The organism is Fictibacillus sp. 18YEL24 (genome assembly GCF_015903855.1).
GTDB lineage: Bacteria > Bacillota > Bacilli > Bacillales > Fictibacillaceae > Fictibacillus > Fictibacillus phosphorivorans_C.
The window spans coordinates 404,448-421,497 of sequence record NZ_JACZDT010000004.1; the positions used below are offsets into that span (position 1 = coordinate 404,448).

General features: G+C 39.7%; 17 protein-coding genes and 1 other annotated feature. All 17 genes read left to right on the forward strand.

Annotated features, from left to right (window positions below; genetic code table 11):
- Positions 1-16: 16 nt before the first annotated feature.
- The 17 genes from ftsA to HU823_RS15335 all read left to right on the forward strand — a co-directional run bounded on the left by ftsA (position 17) and on the right by HU823_RS15335 (position 16,945).
- The gene (ftsA, locus tag HU823_RS15255; protein WP_137789733.1) at positions 17-1,300 is read left to right on the forward strand and encodes a cell division protein FtsA; all 1,284 of its coding nucleotides are present in this window, start codon (positions 17-19) and stop codon (positions 1,298-1,300) included.
- Between the two features lie 32 nt (positions 1,301-1,332).
- The gene (ftsZ, locus tag HU823_RS15260; protein WP_144700909.1) at positions 1,333-2,517 is read left to right on the forward strand and encodes a cell division protein FtsZ; all 1,185 of its coding nucleotides are present in this window, start codon (positions 1,333-1,335) and stop codon (positions 2,515-2,517) included.
- Positions 2,518-3,188: 671 nt separating this feature from the next.
- Positions 3,189-4,100 (forward strand): sigma-E processing peptidase SpoIIGA, encoded by a 912-nt coding sequence (gene spoIIGA, locus HU823_RS15265; protein WP_197222589.1) that lies wholly within the window; start codon positions 3,189-3,191, stop codon positions 4,098-4,100.
- Between the two features lie 54 nt (positions 4,101-4,154).
- A complete protein-coding gene (gene sigE / locus HU823_RS15270; RefSeq protein WP_137789730.1) occupies positions 4,155-4,877 on the forward strand; it encodes an RNA polymerase sporulation sigma factor SigE in 723 nt (240 codons plus the stop codon).
- Positions 4,878-4,998: 121 nt separating this feature from the next.
- Complete coding sequence (gene sigG, locus HU823_RS15275; RefSeq protein ID WP_066240567.1) at positions 4,999-5,781, forward strand: RNA polymerase sporulation sigma factor SigG; 783 nt, start codon at positions 4,999-5,001, stop codon at positions 5,779-5,781.
- A gap of 91 nt (positions 5,782-5,872) precedes the next feature.
- Positions 5,873-6,157, forward strand: coding sequence for a YlmC/YmxH family sporulation protein (locus tag HU823_RS15280; RefSeq protein ID WP_066289211.1), 285 nt, complete (start codon positions 5,873-5,875; stop codon positions 6,155-6,157).
- A 72-nt stretch (positions 6,158-6,229) separates the two neighbouring features.
- On the forward strand, positions 6,230-7,051 hold the full coding sequence (gene pgeF, locus HU823_RS15285; protein ID WP_197222590.1) for a peptidoglycan editing factor PgeF: 822 nt from the start codon (positions 6,230-6,232) through the stop codon (positions 7,049-7,051).
- A gap of 8 nt (positions 7,052-7,059) precedes the next feature.
- A complete protein-coding gene (locus tag HU823_RS15290; protein WP_144700903.1) occupies positions 7,060-7,740 on the forward strand; it encodes a YggS family pyridoxal phosphate-dependent enzyme in 681 nt (226 codons plus the stop codon).
- A gap of 12 nt (positions 7,741-7,752) precedes the next feature.
- Complete coding sequence (locus tag HU823_RS15295) at positions 7,753-8,175, forward strand: cell division protein SepF (protein ID WP_144700902.1); 423 nt, start codon at positions 7,753-7,755, stop codon at positions 8,173-8,175.
- Between the two features lie 25 nt (positions 8,176-8,200).
- Positions 8,201-8,476: a YggT family protein gene (locus HU823_RS15300; protein ID WP_225218836.1), complete on the forward strand. Its 276-nt coding sequence runs from the start codon at positions 8,201-8,203 to the stop codon at positions 8,474-8,476.
- Between the two features lie 9 nt (positions 8,477-8,485).
- Positions 8,486-9,259 carry an RNA-binding protein gene (locus HU823_RS15305; protein WP_197222591.1) on the forward strand — a complete coding sequence of 258 codons (774 nt, stop codon included), beginning with the start codon at positions 8,486-8,488 and terminating at the stop codon, positions 9,257-9,259.
- 76 nt (positions 9,260-9,335) lie between these two features.
- Positions 9,336-9,839, forward strand: coding sequence for a DivIVA domain-containing protein (locus HU823_RS15310; RefSeq protein WP_137789726.1), 504 nt, complete (start codon positions 9,336-9,338; stop codon positions 9,837-9,839).
- Between the two features lie 45 nt (positions 9,840-9,884).
- Positions 9,885-10,111: a binding site (T-box leader), on the forward strand.
- A 92-nt stretch (positions 10,112-10,203) separates the two neighbouring features.
- The gene (gene ileS, locus HU823_RS15315) at positions 10,204-12,966 is read left to right on the forward strand and encodes an isoleucine--tRNA ligase (RefSeq protein WP_197222626.1); all 2,763 of its coding nucleotides are present in this window, start codon (positions 10,204-10,206) and stop codon (positions 12,964-12,966) included.
- 367 nt (positions 12,967-13,333) lie between these two features.
- A complete protein-coding gene (lspA, locus tag HU823_RS15320) occupies positions 13,334-13,804 on the forward strand; it encodes a signal peptidase II (protein ID WP_197222592.1) in 471 nt (156 codons plus the stop codon).
- The gene (locus HU823_RS15325; protein WP_197222593.1) at positions 13,791-14,705 is read left to right on the forward strand and encodes an RluA family pseudouridine synthase; all 915 of its coding nucleotides are present in this window, start codon (positions 13,791-13,793) and stop codon (positions 14,703-14,705) included. Before lspA ends, HU823_RS15325 begins: the two co-directional genes overlap by 14 nt.
- Positions 14,706-14,900: 195 nt before the next feature.
- Entirely contained in the window at positions 14,901-15,443 is a 543-nt protein-coding gene (gene pyrR / locus HU823_RS15330; protein ID WP_066393489.1) for a bifunctional pyr operon transcriptional regulator/uracil phosphoribosyltransferase PyrR, read from the forward strand.
- 182 nt (positions 15,444-15,625) lie between these two features.
- Positions 15,626-16,945, forward strand: coding sequence for a solute carrier family 23 protein (locus tag HU823_RS15335; protein WP_197222594.1), 1,320 nt, complete (start codon positions 15,626-15,628; stop codon positions 16,943-16,945).
- Positions 16,946-17,050: the final 105 nt, after the last annotated feature.

Consider the following 17,050-nt stretch of genomic DNA (forward strand, 5'->3'; position numbering starts at 1 on the left):
AAGGAGGTGCCACAGAATGAACAGCAATGAAATTTATGTAAGTTTAGACATCGGTACATCCAATATTAAAGTGATCATTGGAGAAATGACTAGTGAGTCCTTTAATGTTATTGGTGTTGGCCATGCAAAATCAGCTGGAATCAGAAAAGGTTCCATTGTAGATATTGACGAAACTGTTCGTTCCATAAGAAAAGCCGTAGAGCAAGCAGAAAGAATGTTAGGTATTCCAATTAATGCTGTAATCGTAGGTGTAAAAGGAAACCATATTCAACTTCAGCCTTGCCACGGTGTAGTTGCGGTATCAAGAGAAGACCGAGAGATCGGTGATGAAGACATCGCTAGAGTAATAGAGGCAGCTCAGGTTATGTCAGTGCCTCCAGAACGCGAAATTATAGATGTGATTCCTCGACAATTTATTGTTGATGGTACAGATGAGATTATTGACCCTCGAGGCATGTTAGGTGTTCGCCTTGAGATGGAAGGAACAGTGATAACTGGTTCCAAGACAATCTTACATAATTTATTACGTTGCGTAGAACGAGCTGGACTTACAGTGGCGGATATTTGTTTAGAGCCATTGGCAACATCATCGATTGCACTTTCACGAGATGAGATGGAGCTTGGTGTAGCACTGATCGATATTGGTGGGGGTTCTACTACACTATCTGTTTTTGATCAAGGGACCATGCAGTTAACATCCGTTCTTCCTGTTGGTGGAGACTTTATCACAAAAGATATATCCATCGGATTAAGAACGTCTGCTGAAGATGCAGAAAAGATCAAGCTAAAGCATGGTCATTCTTTTGTGGATTATGCATCAAAAGATGAGACATTTACAGTATCGCAAATTGGATCTTCACAAGAACAAGAAATCTCGCAATACGAACTTTCGTTAATCATTGAAGCTCGTATGGCTGAAATATTTGAGATGATTGATGATGAATTGCATCAGCGCGGATATTCCGAACTGCCAGGCGGTTTTGTTATTACAGGCGGAGTTGCTGCAATACCAGGAGTACTTGAGCTCGCCCAAGATATCTTCCAACAGAACGTACGTGTTTCCTTGCCGGATTATATCGGGGTTAGAGAACCGAAGTTTACAGCAGGTGTGGGGTTAATCCAATTCACTCACAAAAATATTAAAGTTCAAGGAAAAGAAGTTGCCACTGCGTTAGCTGATAACGCTGGAGAACCTTTACCGAAAAAGAAACAACAATCCAGCCAAAAATCGGGACAAGAAAAACAATCCGGTGGCATGAAATCAAAAGTCAAAGACTGGTTTGGTTTATTTTTTGAATAACATTAAGGAACTAGTCATTAGGAGGAACGCTCATGTTAGAGTTTGATATGAATATGGATCAATTGGCGACAATTAAAGTAATTGGTGTTGGTGGCGGCGGAAGTAACGCTGTTAACCGTATGATCGAACATGGTGTACAAGGTGTAGAATTTATTTGTGTGAATACAGATGCACAAGCTTTGAATCTATCAAAAGCGCCTGTAAAAATGCAGATCGGAACGAAATTAACAAGAGGACTAGGTGCAGGTGCGAATCCTGATATCGGTAAAAAAGCTGCTGAAGAAAGCCGCGAGCAGATCGAAGAGGCACTTAGCGGTGCTGATATGGTCTTCGTAACAGCTGGTATGGGTGGTGGAACAGGTACAGGTGCAGCACCTGTAGTCGCAGAGATCGCTAAAGATCTTGGTGCCCTTACAGTTGGTGTTGTAACAAGACCGTTCACTTTTGAAGGCCGCAAGCGTTCTACGCAAGCGGTAGGTGGAATCTCTGTACTAAAAGAAAAAGTTGATACATTGATTGTTATCCCGAATGATCGATTATTAGAGATCGTAGATAAAAACACTCCGATGCTTGAAGCTTTCCGTGAAGCGGACAATGTTCTTCGCCAAGGTGTACAAGGTATTTCTGATTTGATCGCAGTACCAGGATTGATCAACCTTGACTTTGCCGATGTAAAAACGATCATGACTGAACGCGGTTCTGCACTTATGGGTATTGGTGTAGGTACTGGTGAAAATCGTGCAGCTGAGGCTGCGAAAAAAGCCATTTCATCTCCACTTCTTGAAACATCTATCGATGGAGCAAAAGGTGTATTGATGAACATTACAGGTGGAGCAAACTTGAGCCTATATGAGGTGAACGAAGCTGCAGATATCGTTTCATCTGCTTCAGATCCTGAAGTAAACATGATCTTTGGTTCCGTAATTAACGAAGAACTAAAAGATGAGATTCTAGTTACGGTTATCGCAACTGGATTTGATGAAACTGAAAAGATGGTGAACAACCAACAGAGAGCTGAGCGTCCTAGAATGCAGCAAGCTCCAACATCTAATCAGTCTCATTCGTCTCAAACTCAATCACAACCACAAAGTCAGTCTCAAGGGCAATCTCGTGAAGAAAGCCAAGAGTCTAGAAATACTTCTTACACGAATGCTGATTCAGATACACTTGATATTCCAACATTCTTGCGTAACCGCAGCCGTAACAGAAGAAGATAAATACAAAAATGAAAGCATGTTCTCTATTTTAGAGAGCATGCTTTTTTGTTTTGTTAGTAGTTGATCCCCGCTCTAGGTTGCTCGCTTTCCACGGGGCGTGCGGTGAGCCTCCTACCGCTTTGCGCCATAGGAGTCTCCACCTGACCGCTCGTCCCGTAGGAGTCGGCAACCATACGCTTCAATCAACATGCAAAGGAAGAGAACAAAAAGAGATTAAAACATTTAAAGCAACAACTCTATAGAAAACAGCCTTTCAAAAAAATATTCCCCTTGTCTTTTTCTACAACTAGCATGTTGACAAGTAGAATGATGCTACAGAGAGATTAATAAAATGCTTCATTGAATAGTTTATTGGAGTGTAAGATGGGAGACTCTAGGCTAGGACAGGCGGGCAGGTGAGACACTTAAAAGTGAAACGTAAGAATGTGGCTCACCGCCTGCCCCGCGGAAAGCGAGCACCTGAAACGGAAATCAACCACTTCCAAAAACAACAAAGCAAACGTAAAATGTTTTAGATTTTGTCATATTCTTGTCCGAAAAGCGTATACCTAACATATAAGTTATTTTGACAAAAATAGAGAAAATAAGAACTTTACTTCTCTCATAAACTGACAGACTTTCAAACAACCTATACGTTATACTGATTTCAAATTTAAGAAAGGAGAAAACCAATGACCCTTTATTTGGATGTCATTTGGTTTCTTAATTTCTGCATTGATTATGTTCTAATCTCTCTGACAGCGTATGTGCTTAAGCGCAATGCATCGAAAAAGAGAATCCTATCTGCTTCATTATTAGCTTCTAGTTATGTGTTTTTAGTTATTTTTCCAGAACTAATGTTATTTTCACAGCCAATCATGAAATTTATCCTATCCATTTTTATTATGATTGTGGCATTTGGCTTTAAGCGTTTCAAGTTTGTCATGAAAAATATCGCCATGTTTTATTTTGTTTCTTTTGTGACGGGTGGAGGTATTTTCGGTCTTCATTATTTTATGCAAAGTGATGCTGTGATTATGAATGGCGTTATCACGACAAAAAGTTCAGGTATGGGTGACCCGATCAGCTGGCTTTTTGTAGTAGCAGGTGTTCCTCTACTTTGGTACTTTTCAAAGAAAAGAGTAGATGATATTTCTGTGGAAAAAATGGATTCCAACAGTCTTGTCAAAGTTACTATCAAAATAGACCAGATCTTGATATCTGCAAATGGACTTATTGATACCGGTAATAAATTATACGATCCTATTTCTAAAATGCCTGTCATGATCCTTGATATGAACAAACACGGTGATTCTTTTCCAGAGATCATTCGAACTGCTGCCAAAGACGTCCTTACAATGAATACAGATGACAATGAACACCCTTGGTTGAACAGACTTCGAATCGTGCCTTATCGTGCAGTAGGACATCAACAGTTTTTAGCTTGTGTAAAACCAGATGCCGTAGAAATAGAAAAGGATGGAGTATCGGCAGCATCTCCGCAGTGTCTCATAGGCTTGAGCTGGACAGTATTATCTAGCGAAGGTCAGTTTGATGCTATCGTTCATCCAAAGATGCACCTGCAACATGTACAAGCGTCCTAACATAGGAGATACGTGAAAGAACTTAAAAGAAGATAATGTGAAAGGGGAGTTAACATGTTTAATAAGTGGCGTTTAAAAATGACGATGTACTGGTATAAGTTACTATTCAAGTTGGGGCTGAAGTCAGATGAGATTTATTATATTGGTGGAAATGAAGCTTTACCCCCTCCGCTTAGTAAAGAAGAAGAAGCGGTTCTGCTTGAAAAACTTCCTTCTGGTGACCAGGCTGCAAAATCTCTTTTGATCGAAAGAAACCTTCGTTTAGTCGTATACATTGCACGAAAGTTTGAGAACACAGGGATTAACATTGAAGATCTAATCAGTATCGGAACAATTGGTCTTATTAAAGCGGTAAACACGTTTAATCCAGAAAAAAAAATCAAGCTCGCGACTTATGCATCAAGATGTATAGAGAACGAGATCTTGATGTATTTACGCCGTAACAACAAGACTCGGTCAGAAGTATCGTTTGATGAACCGTTAAATGTGGATTGGGATGGGAACGAACTTTTGCTCTCAGATGTTCTTGGGACAGAAGATGACATAATAACGCGCAGAATTGAGGCAAATGTAGATCGTAAACTCTTATTAAAAGCACTATTTACATTAAACGATCGTGAAAAACAGATCATGGAACTTCGCTTCGGTCTATCAGGTGGCGAAGAAAAAACACAGAAAGATGTAGCAGATATGCTCGGAATTTCTCAGTCTTATATTTCAAGGCTGGAAAAGCGGATCATAAAGAGACTTCAAAAAGAATTTAATAAAATGGTTTAACACAGATTGAATATAGCTTTTAATTAGTTTTGACCGTTTTCTGTAAAATTACAATTGCATAAATTTCCCTCCGTTCGGTGATACTTAATTTGAAATTAGCTCCCGGCAGGAGGGAAAAGACTTGACAAGAAATAAAGTTGAGATTTGCGGAGTTGACACATCAAAGCTTCCTGTTTTAAAAAATCCAGAGATGCGTATTCTTTTTGATAAGATGCATAAAGGTGATCCTGATGCACGCGAAACTTTGGTTAACGGAAACCTCAGGCTCGTTCTGAGTGTCATTCAACGGTTCAACAACCGCGGAGAGCATGTAGATGATTTATTTCAAGTAGGATGTATTGGGCTGATGAAGTCCATAGACAATTTTGATCTAGGTCAGAATGTTAAGTTTTCTACCTATGCGGTTCCGATGATCATTGGTGAGATTCGCCGGTATCTTCGAGACAATAACCCGATAAGAGTTTCAAGAAGCTTAAGGGATATCGCATATAAAGCACTGCAAGTTCGAGATCAGCTTATGAACAAACTATCTCGGGAGCCAACCGCACAACAGATTGCAGAAGCTCTAGATGTACCGAAAGAAGAAGTGGTCTTTGCACTTGATGCCATTCAAGATCCAGTTTCACTATTCGAACCGATCTACAATGATGGCGGTGATCCGATCTTTGTTATGGATCAAATCAGCGATGATAAAGCAAAAGACATGCAGTGGATTGAGGAAATTGCTTTAAAAGAAGGAATGCGACGTTTGAATGATAGAGAAAAAATGATCTTAACGATGCGCTTCTTTCAAGGAAAAACGCAAATGGAAGTCGCTGATGAGATCGGTATATCACAGGCGCAAGTATCAAGACTTGAAAAAGCAGCGATTTCTCAGATGAATAAGAATATCCAAAGCAGCTAAAACCCGTTTTAACGGGTTTTTTTATTTTTGGACAGAAACATGAAATAGCTTTGTCCTTCATATACTGAAAGAAGAAAGGCGGGGATCGTAGATGAATAAAATATCAGATTTTCAAGTGAAAGATGTGGTTAACGTAGCAAATGGAAAAAAGCTAGGTCATATAGCTGATCTTGAAATCAACTTAAATACAGGAAAGATAGATGCGATCATCATCCCTGGTGCTGGAAAGATGCTTGGTTTTTTTGCAAGAGAGAACGACATCGTGATACCTTGGAGAAATATTGTTAAGATCGGTGCAGATGTTATTCTTGTAAGACATATGGAAGCTAGCGAATTAAATGAATATGTTAAAGAACCGTTTGATCAATTGAAATAAACGGTTCTTTTTTCTTTCTTGCTTTAAATTGTGGTAAAATAAAGATAAAACTTTCCAGGAGGAGTACATACTATGAACACATTTGAACAATCTGGAAAGCATCTTGCAATACAGATTTGGCATAAGATAAATTCTAAGGTTATTGCTGGTTTCACAACACGTGAAGGCGGGAATAGTACAATGCCCTTTCATTCTATGAACATGGGTTTTCATGTGAACGATGATCCAGATACGGTTCGGAAAAACCGCAGATTATTTTCAGATGACATCAGTTTTCCGGTTGAAAATTGGGTAGGTTCTAAACAAGTTCATGCTGAAAATATTGTAAAGGTATCTAAAAAAGATAGAGGATTAGGTTCTTTAGATTTTGAAACGGCAATTCCCGATGCAGATGGATTATATACGTCAGATGAAAACATCCTTTTAACGTCACTGTATGCGGACTGTGTACCTCTCTATTTTTTTTCGCCGAACGATAACTTGATCGGACTCGCACACGCGGGATGGAAAGGAACAGTAGCAAAAATCGGTCCAGCAATGATCAAAGCTTGGAAAGATAAAGAGAATGTTGACGTAAAGGCGGTATTAGCCGCAATTGGTCCTTCTATAGGGCATTGCTGTTATGAGGTAGATGATCGAGTAATTAAAGAAGTAAAAGCAGCATTAGATGGAGATAATGAAGACACCGTTTATAAGAAGAATGCAGCAGGAAACTATCAATTAAACTTGAAAAAACTAAATGAAATCCTTCTCTTAAGAGCTGGAGTACTGCCTGAAAATATTATCGTTTCAGATCAATGTACGAGCTGTCGAAACGACCTGTTCTTTTCACATCGTAAAGACAGAGGCAAGACGGGAAGAATGATGAGTTATATAGGCAGGAAAGGGGATTAATTAAGAAATTGGGTATCAAAGAAAACAAAGAACACATCTTAAATGAAATTCAAATTGCATGCGAGAAAAAAAACAGATCTTCAAAGGGCGTTAATTTGATCGCTGTGACGAAATATGTGAGTAATGAAACAACAAAAGACGCTGTTTTAGCAGGTATTGAACATATCGGTGAGAACAGGATAGAAGGACTGCTATCCAAAAAAGAATTTTTGAAAGACACGTCAGTTAAATGGCACTTTATAGGAACTCTGCAAACTAGAAAAGTAAAAGAAGTGATCGAGCATGTGGATTATATTCATTCATTAGACCGTTTAAGTTTAGCGAGTGAGATTCAAAAACGAGCAGACAGGCCCATTTCTTGCTTTGTACAAGTTAATGTAGCCGAAGAAGATTCCAAACATGGTTTGCCAGTAAAAGATGTAGTCGCTTTTGTCGATAAATTAAAAGACTACGATCGTATTAAGGTTGTCGGACTCATGACTATGGCACCTTTTACTGATGATGAATCCTTAATCAGAAACGTGTTTTCTACATTAAAGCAACTTCAATTGGAAATACAGAAACTAGAATTGGTTCATGCTCCATGTACTGAATTATCTATGGGAATGTCTAACGATTTTTCGATTGCTGTTGAAGAAGGTGCAACATTTATTAGAATAGGGACGAGTTTAGTAGGAAAAGAATTTTAGGAGGTGGTACAGATGGGAATTAAAACAAAATTCAAGCGCTTTTTTGATCTGGAAGACGATTATGAGTATGAAGACGATTACGAGGAAGAAGCAATGCCTGAAGAAGAGGAAATCACACCGTCTCATACGAAAAAAGGAAAACCGAACGTTGTAAGTCTTCAAAGTATTCAACAACAAGTTAAAGTTGTTCTTGTAGAACCTCGTGTATATGCAGAAGCTCAAGATATCGCAGATCAATTAAAGAATCGACGAGCTGTTGTTATGAATTTACAAAGAATTCCGCATGATCAAGCAAAAAGAATCGTAGACTTCTTATCAGGGACTGTTTATGCAATCGGTGGTGACATACAAAAGTTAGGGCCGAATACATTTTTGTGTACTCCTGAAAATGTTGATGTTTCCGGAACGATTTCTGAAATGATGGAAGAAGATTAAATCAGGCAGGTGAAAATTATTGAATATGATCTATGCAGTTGAAGACGTAGTACTAACTCTTATTCAGATCTACTACTACATGATTATCGGGTACATACTATTATCTTGGTTTCCAAACGCTCGTGAGTCATCCATCGGTCAAGTGATCGCTAGACTCGTTGAACCATATCTATCTCCTTTTCGAAAGATTATTCCGCCTCTTGGCATGATTGATCTCTCACCAATCGTAGCTTTAATGGCTCTGCACTTTGCTCGTTTTGGTGTATCGGCGATCGCACAGATGATAGCTCGTTCACTTTAGGAGAAAGATATGAGTATCTATCAGCATTACAGACCAGAAGAGCATGAATTTGTGGATCGGGTCTTGCACTGGAAGTCGGAGGTGCTCGAGAGGTATAGTCCGAGATTGACGGACTTTCTTGATCCAAGAGAACAGGAAATCGTAAAAACCATCGTTGGTAACGATACAGAAGTTCGCCTCTCTTTATGGGGAGGCTCTTCTTTTTCTGAACGGAAGAGAGCATTGATCTATCCGGATTATTATGAAGCTCAGAACGAGGATTTCCAATTAGTCTGTTATAACATTCAGTATCCTGCTAAATTCTCTACGATTGAACACCGAGATGTTTTAGGAGCCTTAATGAACATAGGTGTTAAAAGAGGGAAGTATGGTGATATTTTAGTTTCAGGAGATTGTGTTCAATTCATTTGTGCAACTGAGATATCTGGATTTATTGAATTGAACTTAACGAAAGTCGGTAAGACGGGTATTACGTTACATACTATTTCAGAAGATGAACTAGCAGAAGTAAAGGCTGAATATAACGAAAAGAGCGGGACCGTGTCTTCCCTGCGATTAGATGTGGTTGTCGCTGAAGTGTACAACCTTTCTCGTGCAAAAGCATCCCCCTTGATCCAACAAGGTCGGGTTAAGCTCAATCATAAGATCGTTGACCATGTTTCAACTGAAATGATGGAAGGTGATGAGCTCTCAGTAAGAGGATTCGGCAGGAGTAAACTCATCGCGATCGAGGGAACGACTAAGAAAGAAAAGTGGCGTATCCGTTACGGCCTTTTAAAATAATTTCCTTAAATAGAAGGAATGACGGAAAATTTGTCGAAATTAGGTAAAAAATAATGCATCAATGGAGGTGGCCGTTGTGCCTTTAACACCACTGGATATTCATAACAAAGAATTCACAAGAGGTTTCAGAGGGTATAGTGAAGATGAAGTGAATGACTTTTTAGATCAAGTCATCAAAGATTATGAAACAGTGATCCGAGAAAAGAAAGAACTAGAGGAAACGGTAGCGAACCTTGAAGAAAAAATCTCTTATTTCAAAAACATTGAGGAAACTCTAAATAAGTCGATTCTAATTGCTCAGGAAACAGGGGAAGAAGTAAAACGCACAGCAACGAAAGAGGCTCGCTTAATTGTAAAAGAAGCCGAAAAAAATGCGGATAGAATAATTAACGAGTCGTTATCGAAATCTCGAAAGATTTCAATGGAAATCGATGAATTAAAGAAACAGTCTTCTGTTTATCGAACGCGTTTCAAAATGTTGATCGAAGCTCAACTTGAAATGTTAAAGAATGATGACTGGGATTCTTTGAATGCACCTGATAATCTTGAAGGCTATGAACTACAGGAAGTAAAGTCGTAAGCTTGACATTACTTTAAAAAATCGCATATACTTTTCTAAGATTAATATGTGACGAAGACGGGGACAGTAAATTACTTTTATCTATTAAAGCGAGCTAGGAAATGGTGTGAGCCTAGTATAGAGGAGTATTCGAAAATCACCCTTGAGTTCCTGAACTGAAAAAAGGCAGTAAGTTTAGGCGCTTCATCCACGCTACGGATGACTAAGCGGGTTTCGTGTTTATATACGAACCTATTAGGGTGGTACCGCGGGATAACCTTCTCGTCCCTACTGTTAGCATGCAGTAGGGGCGAGAAGGTTTTTTGTTTTAATATGGTACTTTTGGTCATCTGTCACGTTTTATCGTAATGAAGGAGGAAAGATGATGAATTATAAAGACACGTTATTAATGCCGAAAACAGAGTTCCCGATGCGAGGAAATCTTCCTCAAAGAGAACCTGTTGTGCAAGACAAGTGGAAAGAACTAGACATCTACAATTTGGTGTTAGAAAATACGAAGGATTTACCTCCTTTTATCCTGCATGATGGACCACCATATGCAAACGGTGATATCCACATCGGGCACGCAGAGAATAAAATTTTAAAAGATATCATCGTGCGGTTTAAATCGATGACAGGACACTATGCTCCTTACGTTCCCGGTTGGGATACTCACGGGCTGCCGATCGAAACAGCACTAACAAAAAGCGGTAAAGTAAAACGCAAAGAACTAACAGTTGCTGAGTTCCGTAAGCTTTGTGAAGAGTATGCGCTGAAACAAGTCGATCATCAACGTGAGCAGTTTAAACGTCTAGGTGTTCGTGGAGATTGGGAAAACCCTTATATCACGTTAGATAAAGGTTACGAAGCTCGACAGATCGAAGTATTTGGCGAAATGGCCAAAAGAGATTTGATCTACAAAGGTTTAAAACCAGTATATTGGTCTCCTTCATCGGAATCTGCATTAGCAGAAGCAGAGATTGAGTACCAAGATAAACGTTCAGCTTCTATCTATGTAGCATTTGATGTAAAGGATGGAAAAGGTGTTCTTGATGCAGATGAGAAACTTGTAATCTGGACAACGACTCCATGGACGATTCCAGCGAACTTAGGAATCTCTGTTCATCCAGAATTAGATTACGTTTCTGTTCAAACGGAAAATGGAAAATATGTTGTAGCTGAAGCACTATTAGAATCACTGACGAAAGAATTTGAGTGGGATCAAGCTGAAGTAGTGAAACGCTTTAAAGGTGCCGACATTGAGCATGCCGTAGCCAGTCATCCTTTATATGACCGTGATTCACTAGTTATGCTTGGCGACCATGTAACAACGGATGCAGGTACTGGTTGTGTTCATACAGCTCCTGGTCACGGTGAAGATGACTTTTTAGTAGGTAAGAAATACGGATTAGAAGTATTGTGTCCTGTTGATGACAGAGGTGTTATGACGAAAGAAGCACCTGGATTTGAAGGATTGTTCTATGATGAAGCGAATAAGCCGATTACTGAACAATTACAAGAAAATGGTGCTCTTCTAAAGCTTTCATTCATCACACACTCTTATCCGCATGATTGGAGAACGAAAAAACCGGTAATCTTCCGTGCAACTGCTCAATGGTTTGCTTCGATCAAAGGAATCCGTGAAGATATGCTTCGTGCGATTGAAGAAGTAAACTGGGTTCCAACTTGGGGTGAAACACGTTTACACAACATGATCAAAGATCGTGAAGACTGGTGTATCTCTCGTCAAAGAGCTTGGGGTGTTCCAATTCCAGTCTTTTACGGCGAAGATGGCGAAGCAATTCTTACAGAAGAAACGATCAGTCATGTTGTAGAATTGTTCAGAGAGCATGGATCAAACATCTGGTTTGAAAGAGATGCAAAAGATTTGCTTCCGGAAGGATTTACTTCACCACATAGCCCAAATGGCCGTTTCTCAAAAGAGACAGATATCATGGACGTTTGGTTTGATTCGGGTACATCTCACTGGGGTGTTCTTGAAGAGAGAGAGAATTTAGTAAGACCTGCAGATCTTTATCTTGAAGGATCTGACCAATATCGTGGATGGTTTAACTCTTCTCTTTCTACATCTGTTGCAATCACTGGTAAAGCTCCTTACAAAGCTGTATTAAGCCATGGTTTCGTTCTCGATGGAGAAGGACGTAAGATGAGTAAGTCAATTGGTAATACATTAGATCCGATCAAGGTGATGAAGCAGTTAGGTGCCGATATCATCCGTTTATGGGTATCGTCTGTTGATTACCAATCAGACGTACGTGTATCAGACGACATCTTAAAACAAGTTGCTGAAGTATACCGTAAGATCAGAAATACACTTCGTTTCTTGTTAGGTAACTTGCATGGATTTGATCCGAAGCAGCATTCTGTAAAATTTGAAGATATGCCTGATCTTGAAAAATACATGATGGTTAAACTTGATAAAGTAGTAGCTAAAGTGAAAAAAGCTTACGAAGAATATCAGTTTATCACGGTATATAATACGATTCACAACTTCTGTACGATTGAGTTAAGTTCTTTCTATCTAGATATGGCAAAAGATACTCTATATATTCAAGCAGAAGACGATCATAAACGTCGTAGCATCCAAACTGTGCTTTATCAATCACTAATGGCACTTACTAAGCTTTCAGCTCCTGTCCTTTCTCATACAGCTGATGAAGTATGGGAATACATTCCAGGCGTTGATGAAGTGAGTGTTCAATTAACAACAATGCCAGAAGTGAAGAACTACCAAGGTACTGAAAAGCTTGAAAAAGACTGGGATGTATTCATGGATGTTCGTGATGAAGTATTAAAAGCACTTGAAGAAGCAAGAAGCCAAAAAACAATTGGTAAGTCATTAACTGCATCCATTACTCTTTATCCGACAGAAGCTTTAAAACCATGGTTAGAATCAGTAGGGGACTTGAATAAGCTCTTTATCGTTTCTAAAGCTGAAGTTGGAGGATTGAAGTCAGAAGCTCCGGACTCTGCAGGCGTGTATGAGCATGTTGCTGTTTCAGTTAGCTCTGCAGAAGGTGAAACTTGTGAACGCTGCTGGGTTGTTTCTGAAGATGTTGGGCAGAACGAGAGTCATCCAACACTTTGTGCAAGCTGCGCAGAGATCGTTGAAAAGCACTACGCTTAAAAGTATCAGTGATTTAAACAGATAAATCTATAAAAGTTCTTGTACTTTCTTTTTCTTCTTTGAAAGTTGATCGGAGTGTAAGGTGCGAGACTCCTGCGGGACGAGCGGACAGGTGAGACCCTTAAGGGCGCGAAGCGTCAAGGGGCTCACCGGTCGCCCCGCGGAAAGCGAAGCAACCTGGAACGGAGATCAACTACTTACAAGAGCAACAAAGTTGACACAACCTATTAAGAAAATCCCGCATTTTGCGGGATTTTTGTTTGTTATGGTGTACTTCATTGATGTCAGACACAAATTAAATTGTAGAACGTCCGATGGCTGTGCTACAATTCATAAAGACATTAATTTCTGTATCGGAGGAGTTCTATTGTTTTATTATCTTGTAGCTTTGTTTATCTTGGTAATCGACCAGGTGACAAAGTGGCTAATCGTAAAGAATATGGAATTAGGGCAATCTATTCCTGTTATTGATCAAGTATTCTACATAACCTCTCACCGAAACAGGGGAGCCGCATTTGGTATTCTCCAAGATCAGCGATACTTTTTTATCATTATTACCGTTATTGTTGTCGGTGCAGTTGTTTATTACCTACAAAAACACGCACATGATACACTCCTTAAAACGGCGTTAGCACTTGTATTAGGAGGAGCTGTTGGTAATTTTATCGATCGTTTGCTTCGCGGAGAAGTTGTTGATTTTCTGAATGTTTACATCGGCAGCTATGACTTCCCGATTTTTAATGTAGCCGACAGTGCACTCGTTGTAGGTGTTGGTTTGATTTTTATTCAAAGTTTTATGGAAAGCAAAAAGAAGGAGCCAGAAAATGAACAAATTTGAATATACGGTAACCCCTGAACAAGCAGGAAACCGTATTGATAAAGTTTTATCTGATGTACAAGATGATTGGTCACGTTCTCAGATTCAAAACTGGATCAAAGATAAAATCGTATTGTTAGAAGGAAAACCAGTAAAGTCAAATTATAAATGTGCCACTGGTGATGAGATAGAGATTGATATTCCAGAACCAGAAGTACTTGATGTTGTACCAGAAGAGATGAATCTGGATATTGTGTATGAAGATTCTGATGTACTTGTTGTGAATAAGCCACGCGGGATGGTTGTTCATCCGGCACCTGGGCATTATAGCGGAACACTAGTAAACGGTCTTATGGCACACTGCAAAGATCTATCTGGCATCAATGGTGTACTTCGACCAGGGATCGTTCACCGTATCGATAAAGATACATCTGGTCTATTGATGGTTGCAAAAAATGATAAGGCACATGAATCGCTGGTTGATCAGCTTAAAGCCAAAACCACAACACGTGTTTATAAAGCGATCGTTCATGGAGTCATGCCACATGACCAAGGTACGATTGATGCACCGATCGGAAGAGACAAGAGTGATCGTCAAAAAATGACCGTAACCGATGAAAACAGCCGTGATGCTGTTACTCATTTTAATGTGATCAAACGGTTTACGAATTACACGTTTGTGGAATGTCAGCTAGAAACAGGACGTACACACCAAATTCGTGTTCATATGAAATATATTGGATTCCCATTAGCCGGAGATCCGAAGTATGGTCCTTCAAAGACACTGCAGATCGAAGGTCAAGCACTTCATGCACAAACATTAGGATTTGATCATCCTAGCACGGGTGAATATATGGAATTTGAACGAGAAATCCCAGCTGACATGATTGAACTATTGGATCTGTTAGAGAAAAGAAGTTGACAAACGTTTAAGGGTTTGTCATAATCAATGTAACTTAAATAGTCCTTTAACTTTAGTCCCGTGAGGCTGAGAAGGAAACGTTTTTTATGAGAATTCTTACTTAGGATTTCTCTATCCTCTCGTCATGCGTGACGGGAGGATTTTTTTTTGGAATTAACGGTTAAAGGCAACAAGTTTTAAAAGGAGGGTTAGTTTATGTCAAAAACAGTATTAATGGATGATCAAGCAATCAGAAGAGCACTTACTCGGATCGCGCATGAGATTATTGAGCGAAATAAGGGAGTTACAGACATCGTATTAGCTGGCATAAAGACCCGTGGGGAATTTCTTGCAAAGCGCTTAGCTGAACGCATCGAACAGATTGAAGGGAACGCTGTTTCAGTAGGTGTCATTGATATCACATTGTACCGAGATGATCTTAAGATCAAAACGGATAATTCTGAGCCTGAAGTAAAAGGAACGGATATTCCAGTTGAAGTGACAGACAAAAAGATAATCCTAGTAGATGATGTTCTTTATACAGGAAGAACAGTTAGAGCTGGAATGGATGCCATCATGGATCTAGGACGAGCTTCTAATATACAGCTTGCGGTTCTCATTGACAGAGGACATAGAGAGCTTCCGATTCGAGCTGATTATGTTGGAAAGAATGTTCCAACATCGAGTGAAGAAATCATCTCCGCTTCTTTAATAGAAGTAGATGGGTTCGATGAAGTATCTATCTCAACAACTAAATAAGTCCCTTTAAATTCAGTCCAGAGAGGCTGGCAAGGGAGGTATTGATCAAGTGGCACGATACGTGTACACTTGTGCCTCCGCGGCCTCTTTTGCAAAAAGCAGAAGAGGTTTTTTTATTGCAAAGAGCTGAAAACTCTATATCCTTTGCAAATATAAGTGTTACCAATCAGGAGGTCAATAATATGGAAAACCAGACAAAAGCGATTTTAGATGTACATGATAAACCATCACCGGTTCAGTGGTTAACGTTGAGCTTGCAGCACTTATTCGCCATGTTTGGTGCTACAGTGCTAGTACCATTCTTAGTGGGTCTTCACCCAGGTGTGGCACTCGTATCAAGTGGACTTGCAACGCTAGCTTATCTTTTAGTAACAAAAGGACAAATTCCTGCTTATCTCGGATCAAGTTTTGCCTTTATAACACCGATCTTAACGGTAAAAGCTTTTGGAGGCCCAGAAGCAGCTATGCTAGGAAGCTTTTTAGCGGGTTTGGTTTACGGAGTTGTAGCTCTTTTGATCAAAGGATTCGGTTTTAAGTGGCTGATGAGAGTGTTACCACCTGTTGTAGTCGGTCCGGTTATTATCGTAATCGGTTTAGGATTAGCAAACGTAGCAGTGGGTATGGCGATGAACGATCCGGCAACAGAAAAATATAGTTTGATGCACTTTACAGTAGCATTATTTACTCTCGGAGTAACGATTGTATGTTCGATCTTCTTCAGAGGAATTTTAGGAATCATCCCGATTCTGATCGGTATCATAGCAGGCTTTACTTTTGCGTACTTCAGAGGAATCGTAGATTTTTCAAAAGTAGCAGAAGCGAAATGGATTCAAGCTCCAGATTTCTTCGTACCTTTTGTAAACTATACACCTGACTTTACATGGAGCATCGCAATAATCATGATGCCAGTGGCTGCGGTAACGATAGCAGAACATATCGGACATCAGCTCGTGCTTTCAAAAGTAGTCGGCCGAAACTTTATTGAAAAACCAGGTCTTCATCGTTCGATCTTAGGTGATGGAATGGGAGTAATCATCGGTTCATTTATCGGAGGACCTCCTGTAACAACGTATGGTGAAAATATCGGAGTGTTAGCAATAACGCGCGTCTATTCAGTCTTCGTGATCGGAGGGGCAGCAGTAACGGCCATTCTGTTCGGATTCTCTGGAAAAGTAACAGCACTGATCAGTACTATTCCTACAGCGGTTATGGGAGGGGTATCCATCCTATTATTCGGAATCATAGCATCTTCTGGTTTACGTATGTTAGTAGACAACAATATCGATTTTGGAAACAAAAGAAACTTAATCATCTCATCCGTAATCTTAGTAACAGGTATAGGTGGAGCAGCATTAAAGATTAATTCGAACTTTGAAATTGCTGGAATGGCATTAGCAACGCTTATCGGTATCATGTTAAATCTGGTGCTCCCAGGACGAGAGGATGACAAAGATCTGATAAACAAGATGTTCAAAACAAACGATAACGACACAGCCGCATAAAACACCTTTTAACTAAGTACGAGAGACTTAAAAGGGTGACGACATGAGAGGAACGATGTTCTTCTTCTGTTTAGAGCACCCTGAAAAAACTTCAGGGTGCTATTT

Bases quoted from the DNA above. Each gene is read 5' to 3' on its own strand.
- ileS (WP_197222626.1), top strand. From the start codon at position 10,204: ATGAATTATAAAGACACGTTATTAATGCCGAAAACAGAGTTCCCGATG.
- spoIIGA (WP_197222589.1), top strand. From the start codon at position 3,189: ATGACCCTTTATTTGGATGTCATTTGGTTTCTTAATTTCTGCATTGAT.
- HU823_RS15335 (WP_197222594.1), top strand. From the start codon at position 15,626: ATGGAAAACCAGACAAAAGCGATTTTAGATGTACATGATAAACCATCA.
- ftsA (WP_137789733.1), top strand. From the start codon at position 17: ATGAACAGCAATGAAATTTATGTAAGTTTAGACATCGGTACATCCAAT.
- pyrR (WP_066393489.1), top strand. From the start codon at position 14,901: ATGTCAAAAACAGTATTAATGGATGATCAAGCAATCAGAAGAGCACTT.
- HU823_RS15305 (WP_197222591.1), top strand. From the start codon at position 8,486: ATGAGTATCTATCAGCATTACAGACCAGAAGAGCATGAATTTGTGGAT.
- HU823_RS15300 (WP_225218836.1), top strand. From the start codon at position 8,201: ATGATCTATGCAGTTGAAGACGTAGTACTAACTCTTATTCAGATCTAC.
- sigE (WP_137789730.1), top strand. From the start codon at position 4,155: ATGTTTAATAAGTGGCGTTTAAAAATGACGATGTACTGGTATAAGTTA.
- HU823_RS15295 (WP_144700902.1), top strand. From the start codon at position 7,753: ATGGGAATTAAAACAAAATTCAAGCGCTTTTTTGATCTGGAAGACGAT.
- pgeF (WP_197222590.1), top strand. From the start codon at position 6,230: ATGAACACATTTGAACAATCTGGAAAGCATCTTGCAATACAGATTTGG.
- ftsZ (WP_144700909.1), top strand. From the start codon at position 1,333: ATGTTAGAGTTTGATATGAATATGGATCAATTGGCGACAATTAAAGTA.
- HU823_RS15325 (WP_197222593.1), top strand. From the start codon at position 13,791: ATGAACAAATTTGAATATACGGTAACCCCTGAACAAGCAGGAAACCGT.
- HU823_RS15280 (WP_066289211.1), top strand. From the start codon at position 5,873: ATGAATAAAATATCAGATTTTCAAGTGAAAGATGTGGTTAACGTAGCA.